5 protein-coding genes are annotated in these 7,584 nt (G+C 68.3%); all 5 read left to right on the top strand.

Features of this window, described 5'->3' with window-relative positions; genetic code table 11:
- Positions 1 to 283: 283 nt before the first annotated feature.
- Genes ACQRUO_RS37730 through ACQRUO_RS37710 form a run of 5 tightly spaced genes read left to right on the top strand, consistent with a single transcriptional unit; the run spans position 284 to position 7,364 of the window.
- Positions 284 to 1,666, top strand: a complete 1,383-nt coding sequence (locus ACQRUO_RS37730; RefSeq protein WP_428320699.1) for a hypothetical protein — start codon at positions 284 to 286, stop codon at positions 1,664 to 1,666.
- Positions 1,653 to 2,246 carry a hypothetical protein gene (locus tag ACQRUO_RS37725; RefSeq protein WP_428320698.1) on the top strand — a complete coding sequence of 198 codons (594 nt, stop codon included), beginning with the start codon at positions 1,653 to 1,655 and terminating at the stop codon, positions 2,244 to 2,246. The genes ACQRUO_RS37730 and ACQRUO_RS37725 overlap by 14 nt, the downstream gene beginning before the upstream one ends.
- On the top strand, positions 2,243 to 2,899 hold the full coding sequence (locus ACQRUO_RS37720; protein ID WP_428320697.1) for a hypothetical protein: 657 nt from the start codon (positions 2,243 to 2,245) through the stop codon (positions 2,897 to 2,899). The genes ACQRUO_RS37725 and ACQRUO_RS37720 overlap by 4 nt, the downstream gene beginning before the upstream one ends.
- A complete protein-coding gene (locus tag ACQRUO_RS37715; protein WP_428320696.1) occupies positions 2,896 to 6,009 on the top strand; it encodes a hypothetical protein in 3,114 nt (1,037 codons plus the stop codon). The genes ACQRUO_RS37720 and ACQRUO_RS37715 overlap by 4 nt, the downstream gene beginning before the upstream one ends.
- The gene (locus tag ACQRUO_RS37710; RefSeq protein ID WP_428320695.1) at positions 6,006 to 7,364 is read left to right on the top strand and encodes a hypothetical protein; all 1,359 of its coding nucleotides are present in this window, start codon (positions 6,006 to 6,008) and stop codon (positions 7,362 to 7,364) included. Before ACQRUO_RS37715 ends, ACQRUO_RS37710 begins: the two co-directional genes overlap by 4 nt.
- The last annotated feature ends 220 nt before the right edge of the window (positions 7,365 to 7,584 follow it).

Raw genomic sequence — 7,584 nt, 5'->3', positions numbered from 1 at the left:
GGTGCGTGCATCGGCGGCGCCGAGGAGGGAGTCCATGCGGAGCATCGGCGACTGACGAGAAGCCGTCGAGGTGCGTGCCCCGGCGTCGCCGCGCAGACGGGGGTTTGAAGACAGGCCCTAGCGGCTTGTTCGAATCCGATTCCACGGACGACTCCTCTTTTTCCGGTCGACCGTCCGAACGGGCAGATCAGTCCATGATCGTAGGACGGCACGACCGTGGAAGGCGCCGTTTGGAGGGACGGAATCGAGTGGCTAGCGAGGTCTCTGGCGGGAGTGCCTTGTCATGTCCATCCCTCTGGTGGAGAATGGGCACATTCACGTCGTGACCGTTGGAGTGTCGGCTATGAATGCCGGGGAATCCGACCAGGGCCGCGACTCGCCTGAGGGCGTAGCCAGCAGTTCTGGACAGCTCAGCCCGAGACAGCAGGCCCTCAACGTCCGTGCCTTCAGTGCGGTGGTGGCCAAGTTCAGAGACGCTCTACTCGAAGGCCCCGACGCCCTGAGCGTGGCCCGAGACATCGTTAGCGCGTTCGCGGACAGCAAGGCCTCGGGAGGTCCGACCAGGACCGAGGTCTGGACGCTGATCGAGGAGCGGTCCTCATCGCAGTACGACCAGGCCTTCTTTGATTCGCGGTGGGCGATCTTCGAACACTACGGCGCGATCCAGCCGTACATCGCCAAGAAGCACCAGCAGCGGTACGCCCTTCACCCGGCGGTAGGGCCGGCTATCCTGGTCCACGAGCGTCTGCGCCGTCACCGGGGAATCGATGAACTCGCCGCTCTCCTGGACGAGACCAGTGCTCTGATCGGCCAGAGCATCCGCGACCGCGCAACCATCGAGAGCAACATCCGTCACTCCCGGCAGATGCTGACCCTCTACGCAATCCACCTCGAACGCCTTGTGGCAGACGCCAGCCTGAGAGAGCTGGCGGAGGGGCAGCGAGAGCACAACCACCCGGGGCTGCGGGATAAGATCATCTTCCTCAATCAGGCTGTCTCCGCGCACTTCCCAGGGGACCATGCCTTGGACTTCCAGGCCGTCGGTCTCCTGAATGCCGAGCAGCGCTACCAGCAGGCGTTGAACGCCGCAGTTCAGAGAATCGTCGAACAGGGCGGCAGAACCCTGGACTTCGACGTGCTCAGTGCGGAGGAGTATCTCGAAGCTGCCCGGCACGCTCCGCTGGCCCAACTCGCTCAGTTCGGCGACTGCCTGGTCGTGGATCCCCCGGCTGTCTGGATCGATGCGGGGACACTCATGATGGCCGTCGAGGAGTTCGCCCCTTACCCTCGCGTGCGCCGCAGGCCGTCCATGCCGAAGGTGCCCTTGGAGCCGGACCCGGTCCAGCGGCTCGGGGAGGCCCGAACCCGCGAACGCAGCCGACAGGAACACCTGGCCGAGCGGGTCCTGGTGGAATGCGACCGGGTGGATCTAACCGGCGAGCTGCAGCGCTCCCGCTGGCGGGCCGCCGCCCGTCTGCTCGCGGACTTGATCGGACTGGACGCCGATCCCGAGGCCCCGTACCGCCTGGAGATCGCCATCGCTCTGATCGTCGACCGCATCGGCTGGGTCACCTACCTGCACCCGATCACGCTGCACCGTACCGAGGCCCGGGCGATGATCCCGCCTCGCCACCCGCGCCGGAGGGAAGGCCATGAGGCTCCATGACCCCGCCTACCTCCTGGCCGCTGCCCGGGCACAGGGCCTGCTGGACGCCACCGCCATCGAAGACCAGGCGATCGACAGAGCCCAGCAGCAGGCCCATCGCTGCGGTCGTCGCCTTGTCGAGTGCGCCGGCCCTATCCCGCCGCCCGCGCTCACCGCTGGCCGCACCGCAGGTGCCCGCCGAGCGCTCGCCCTGGGGTGGTTGGTGCCGCCGGTCCCCGAAGAAACCGCCGCCTACCCCGTGCGGCGCCTCAGCCCGACCCAGTCGCTCACCTTCGCAATGTGCCTCAGCGCCGCATGGGCTGACATGCGCAGGCCCCCCTACCCCGGTGAGGCCTTCACCCGGGCGGAGATCATCGACGCCCTGATCGAGATCGGCGCCGACTCGAAAGCCGTCAAGGACGCCCTCGATACCGAACTCCCGCTGCTTCTACTGGTCTACACCGACGGCGGACACCTTCATCTCGGTCCGGCCGTTGCTGGCCTTCCCGACACGTTCGCCGAGGCCATGCGCCGGCTGCGCGACCACCTTCCCCAACCACCCCGGGCCGCGGCCCGGGACGTCGAGGACGACGAGCCATGAGCGACACCCTCTCCGAACGTGAAGAGACCCTGGTGCAGGCGGCCATGGCCGCTGTGGAGACAGCAGACGGCCTCGTGCCGGCCGAAGCGCTGCCCGCGCTGAGTAACGACGCCCTGCGTGTCATTGTGGCCCGCCGTCTCAAGGCTGGCGGCCGCACGCTTCTGTCACGCGAACACCGCACCATCACCGGTTACACCAGCGGCTACGACGACACCGTCGCCGCGCAACTGGCTGCCGATGGCATCGGACTGCTCCCGGAGATCGACCGTGCGGTGCTGGCCATCGTGCTGCTGCGCACCGTTGCCATCCCCCGAGCCGGCGGAAAACACCACTCCACCTCCTGGCTCAGTGACGGCCCGGGTACCTCCATTACCGAGATCCACGCCAACACCGACGACCACGCGACCTACGCACTGATCCGACCCGCAGTGCGGCGACTCAAGGCCAGGCGTCTTGTGCGCACCGGCTACCAAGGACAACTCCTGCCCGGCCCGGCCCTGCTGCGCCTGACCGACGCCCAGTCCGCGCACCTCTGGGAGGACCTGGTCCTGGTCACCCTGCCCGGCTCGCTGTACGCGACGGTCATCCGACGGCGACGGGAGCAGGGGGAGAGCAGGGCACCGTCCCCGCCAGCTGAGGAACTTCAGCCATGACTACCCAAGCAACTATCACTGAACCCAGCAGCACACGCGAAGTGGATCTCGGCGTCATTGGAGACCGTCAACTGATCGCGGTGCAGATGTTCGACATCGCCCGCCACCCGTCGCCTGCTGTCGTCACGGTTCCCGGATGCTTCGTCGCGGTCACTGGCAAGGGGCCCGAGGACTCAAACGAGTCCGGGAAGACCAGCTGGCTGGCCGCGGTGGCCCTATTGCTCGGCGACCCCGAGTGGCGGATGTACGGCGCCGGTCCGGCAGCCGTGGCCCAGCTGCTGTTCGAACCCGACACCGCCGGCGTCGCAGCCCAACGCTACCCGGCGGCCACCTTTGGCTTCATCGCTGGCGTCTTCGCCGACCCGGACGACGTTCTGAACACCGCGCACACCGTCTGGATGCGGATCGCCGCCACCGCCCCATACGTCCAAGTCCGCCACACCCCGGGAATCCACCTGGCCACCTCCCATGACGATGAGGAACGCCACCAGAGTGCACCCGCGACCTTCAATTCCCTGCCCGCCCCGTCGCTCGGGGCCATTCAGTACGCCGAGCGCCTGTACGGGCCAGTTCCGCGCTGCCTGGCCTACCTGACCTCCCGCGGTAAGCGCCGCGGCGGGCCCTCCCTGCTCAAACTCGAAACAGGTCTGTTCACCCCGGCCGGTATCGGAAACGCCCTGATCGACCTGACCGGGCGGGCCCAGCTCCTCGACACGGACCAGGCTGTGCGTCACGACCTGGCGCGGGAGATGGCGCAGCTCACCGAGCTGGAACGCGACAACGAGCACGCCCTCGTCCAGGAAGAGGCGGCCCTACAGGCAGTTGAACAGCGGGACAAAGCACGAGCCAACCTCGCCCAGGCCGACCGTTTCTGGCAGCTGCACTACGCCAGCGGACTGCTCGAGGTCCTCGACAAACAGGACCAGCTGACGAGCGAGAAGGACGATCTCCGCGCGCCACTCGAGGACGCCGGGCGCGCTGTTGCGCGCGCCCGCGCCGAGCTGGAGGGCCTGCGCGATACCGCACAGGTCGACCAAGCCTTCCGCGCGGCATTCCAGGCCCAGCAGCGAGCCAAGCACCGCCTCGATGAGGTCCGGGCCCGGGAAGCGGCCCTCGCCAACGACATCGCCCGCACCGAGGAGCAACTGCGCGTGGAAGAACAGGAAGCCGTCGGGGCCCACGGCACCCTGGACGAGGCCCGCAACGCTGCCGCCGACGCACGCAAGGAGACTTTGAGTGCCGAAGTGCGCCGAAGCGCGGCTCAAGCCGCCCACGTCGCGACCGTCAATGACATCGAGCAGGCCGAACGCGGCCACTACGGGCAGGCCGGACGCACCGTCGAGATCCTCACCGACGCCGACATCGACGCCGTCGGCCTGCTCGATGCCCTCGACGTCCCGACCCCGCAGCGAGCCCGCTGGGAGGCACGCCTGTCCCTCTACCGCGACGCCGTCTGCATCGACGCCGACCAGGCCGAATCCGCCGCCGCGGCACTGGCCGACCAGCCCGGAGCCGTCCTCGTTCTGCGCCACACCGGCCCGGGCGCGCGCTCGCCGGCCTTCGCCCCGCCCGCACTACGGCCCTTCCTCCACGCCCTGGCCGAGCGCCTGCAGACCACCACCGACCCGGTCACCGCCCTCGACGAAGAGCTCGGCCTGCACATCCTGGGCGGATTCCCCCACCCCATCACCGGCCGCACCACCCTGCTCGAACGACTGCACGATGCAGCGGACAAGGCCCAGAAAACCCTCCGAACCGCCGAGGCAACGGTGCACCTGGCACAAACCGCGCAGACAGACGCCGAACTGCTCGTCCACCGGCTGCAGCACGCCGAACAGGCCGCCAAACTGCGCCAACGCCGCCAAGCCCTCGAACGCGACAGCACCGAGATTGCACGGCAGCTCCCACAGCTGGAGACGGCCTCCGCCGAGGCGCTTGAAGAACAGCAGGCCGCCTACGCCAGGCAACAGACCCTCGAACTCCAACGACGCGTCGCCGACAACCGAATCCGCAAGACCTCCGAGGACGAAGACAAGATCAAGAAGCAACGCGAAGACATAGACCGCGAACTCACCGCGCTCAACATCCCATACTGGCTCGAGCGCGCCGGCAGCCGCGAACAAGCCCGCACCGCTCTGCACCTGCCCCAGCCAGGCCAGCAACCAGACCCACAAGCCGAGCCGCCAGAGCGACGCAGCGAGATCATGCTGCGAGAACTCGCCGGACGCCACCTCCTCCAGGCCATGTTCGACCTCAGCATCGACTCCATCACCGGCGCCAACGCCCCCACCCCGGCCATCGCCAACGCCGTCCAACTGCGCGCCAACCAAGCCGGTGACGACGGCTCCCGCCAGTTCGTCAAGGCCGACGCCTTCGAAGAACCCGCCAACACCATCCAGGACTGGCTCGACACCCGCGCCGACACCGACCGCGGAACCCGAGCCCGCGTACTCGCCAACCGCGAGGAACGCGAGCTCGGCCTCACCGCTGCCCAGCAGACCGTCACCGACCTGCACGACAGCGTTCAGGCCATGCAGGACGGTATCGCACTGCGGCTCGACCAGGCCCTGCAGGACATCGAGAACGCCCTCGACCGCCTCAACCGCGAAGCCGGCCTCTACGGCGCCGAGCTGCACCGCACGCTCACACCGCCAGCATCGCTGTCCGACCTGTGGCGCTGCGAGATCATCCCGCAATGGCGCCGCACCCCGGGCGGCAGGATGCTTCCCTACGACAACATCACTAACGCCGCGCAGGAGAAGCTGTTCTCCATCCACCTCGTCCTTGCGGCCCTCCTGGCCTCCCCTCACCCGCGCGGCCGGGTCCTCATCCTTGACGAACTGGGTGACGCGCTCGGATACCACCACCGCCGCGAGGTGCTCTCCGCGATCTCCGAGACGGCTGAGCGGCACGGCATCACCGTCTTGGGAACCTGCCAGGAGACCATGGTCGACGATGCCGCCGACTACTTCGGAGGCCTGCTCTACTTCCACTACCCCAGCCACACCGAAGCCCTCAACACCGCCACCCGCATGTTCGGTTACGACGCCAACAACGACCGAGTCGAGATCACCCTCGACGCACTGCTCGCCGGACGCACCTGGTGGTGAACATCCTGACCGGCCCACCCCACCACGGGCCGGTGGCCCATCTGGCCGACATCCCGCTCGGGCTCTCGGCGCGATTCGTCCGACCCGCCGGCCGCCAGGCTGTCGGTGCCCACAATGCGCCGCGTAGAGCGCAAGGCCCGGCGCGGGACAGGCACATCGACCTGGTGCCCGTCACGCCGCCGGAGCCGGCCACCGGCGACCAACTCCTCTCCTCCCGGCCCCCAGGTGACCGCGGCTTCATCCTCGGTGGGTCGAGACGGGAATGGAGCACCGTGAAGGAACGCTTCGGAGACGCAGCCTGGACCCTGGCCCTCGAGCTCGTGCGGGCCGGAATCGTCACTGTGCGCTGCGAGGTGGCCGACGACCTCACCATCGGTGCCCCCGTGCGCTGGTACCTGACCACGGCCGGTCGCGGTCACGCCAGGCTGCACCACGACGCCCGGGACGAGCAGAACCAACGGCTGACACGAACGCTCGAACGAGCCCGCGCCGACATCGCCAGCCTTCCCGCACTGCCCGAGGGCATCGCCCGGCAGGACCTTCAACGGCTCGACGAAGCACTCGCCCGAGAAAAGACCCGACCGGTGCCCGCGCACCGGCGCATCGCAGTCCTGACAGCCCTCGCCGACGACCTGTGCCTTGGCACCCGACACACCAGCACCCGGGCGTTCTCCCTCGCCCACACCCGCGACACCAAAACCTGGGACGACGCCGACCGAATCCTGCGCGACTCTGGCGTCCCAGCCACCCTGGTTCAGGCCCTGGGACTGCACGGGCGCAGCCGTATCGGCCTCGGCGGACCCATCACCGCCACACCAGCCGGCCAGCGGCGCCGCCTGGACGGCCTGGGCGTCGTCCTCCTCCCCACGGCGACCAGCGACCTGCACCTCCAACTCCGCACCCACACCCTGATCATGGTGGAGAACCTCCAAGCCGCAGACGCCCTCTACCGCGCGCTCGAAGGACACCCCCAACCACCCGGAATCCTGTACCACGCCGGCATGCCAAGCCGCGAAATTCTCCAGCACATCGCCGAACTCGGCGCACAGGCCGACCGCATCATCATTGCCCCTGACGCCGACCTCGGCGGCACCCGTATCGCCACAGCCATCTGGAACTCGCTCCCCCTGACCGCCCGTAACAACGCCGTGATCTGCGATGTGGGACAGGCGCCCGGCCACACACAGCAGGACCCGTGGCCACCCAACAGCCCGATCTGGCAGGACCTTCAAGCGATGCTCGCCGGCCCCGCGGCGTCCCTCGCCCAGGGATGCCTCCGCCGCGGCTACCCTGTCGAACAAGAAGGATGCATCGTCGACACCGTGCTGGCCCTCATCCACACCACAAGCTCCTGATGGACACTGGAGGTCTTACTGACTTCGGCGCTTCAAGGTGATTGGCTTGTTTGTGTGGCTGACTGGCAGCGGGGCCTTGCCCAGGTAGCGGCAGTGACGGGCGCTCGACGGCCTTGATGTCATCGGAGGGGATCAGACCACGGGGTACCGGCCGGCTGTCGAGCTCGTGATCGCCGCGAGAGCGTGCCAGAGGCCCGGTTCGCCGGGTACGTGGTCGCTC

The sequence above is a fragment of the Kitasatospora sp. LaBMicrA B282 genome (genome assembly GCF_050325825.1).
GTDB lineage: Bacteria > Actinomycetota > Actinomycetes > Streptomycetales > Streptomycetaceae > Kitasatospora.
The sequence above is the reverse complement of the archived record's forward strand: the minus strand, read 5'-3'. Positions and strand labels throughout refer to the sequence as shown.

Coding starts and splice junctions, on each gene's coding strand:
- ACQRUO_RS37730 (WP_428320699.1), top strand. CDS start 284: ATGTCCATCCCTCTGGTGGAGAATGGGCACATTCACGTCGTGACCGTT.
- ACQRUO_RS37725 (WP_428320698.1), top strand. CDS start 1,653: ATGAGGCTCCATGACCCCGCCTACCTCCTGGCCGCTGCCCGGGCACAG.
- ACQRUO_RS37720 (WP_428320697.1), top strand. CDS start 2,243: ATGAGCGACACCCTCTCCGAACGTGAAGAGACCCTGGTGCAGGCGGCC.
- ACQRUO_RS37715 (WP_428320696.1), top strand. CDS start 2,896: ATGACTACCCAAGCAACTATCACTGAACCCAGCAGCACACGCGAAGTG.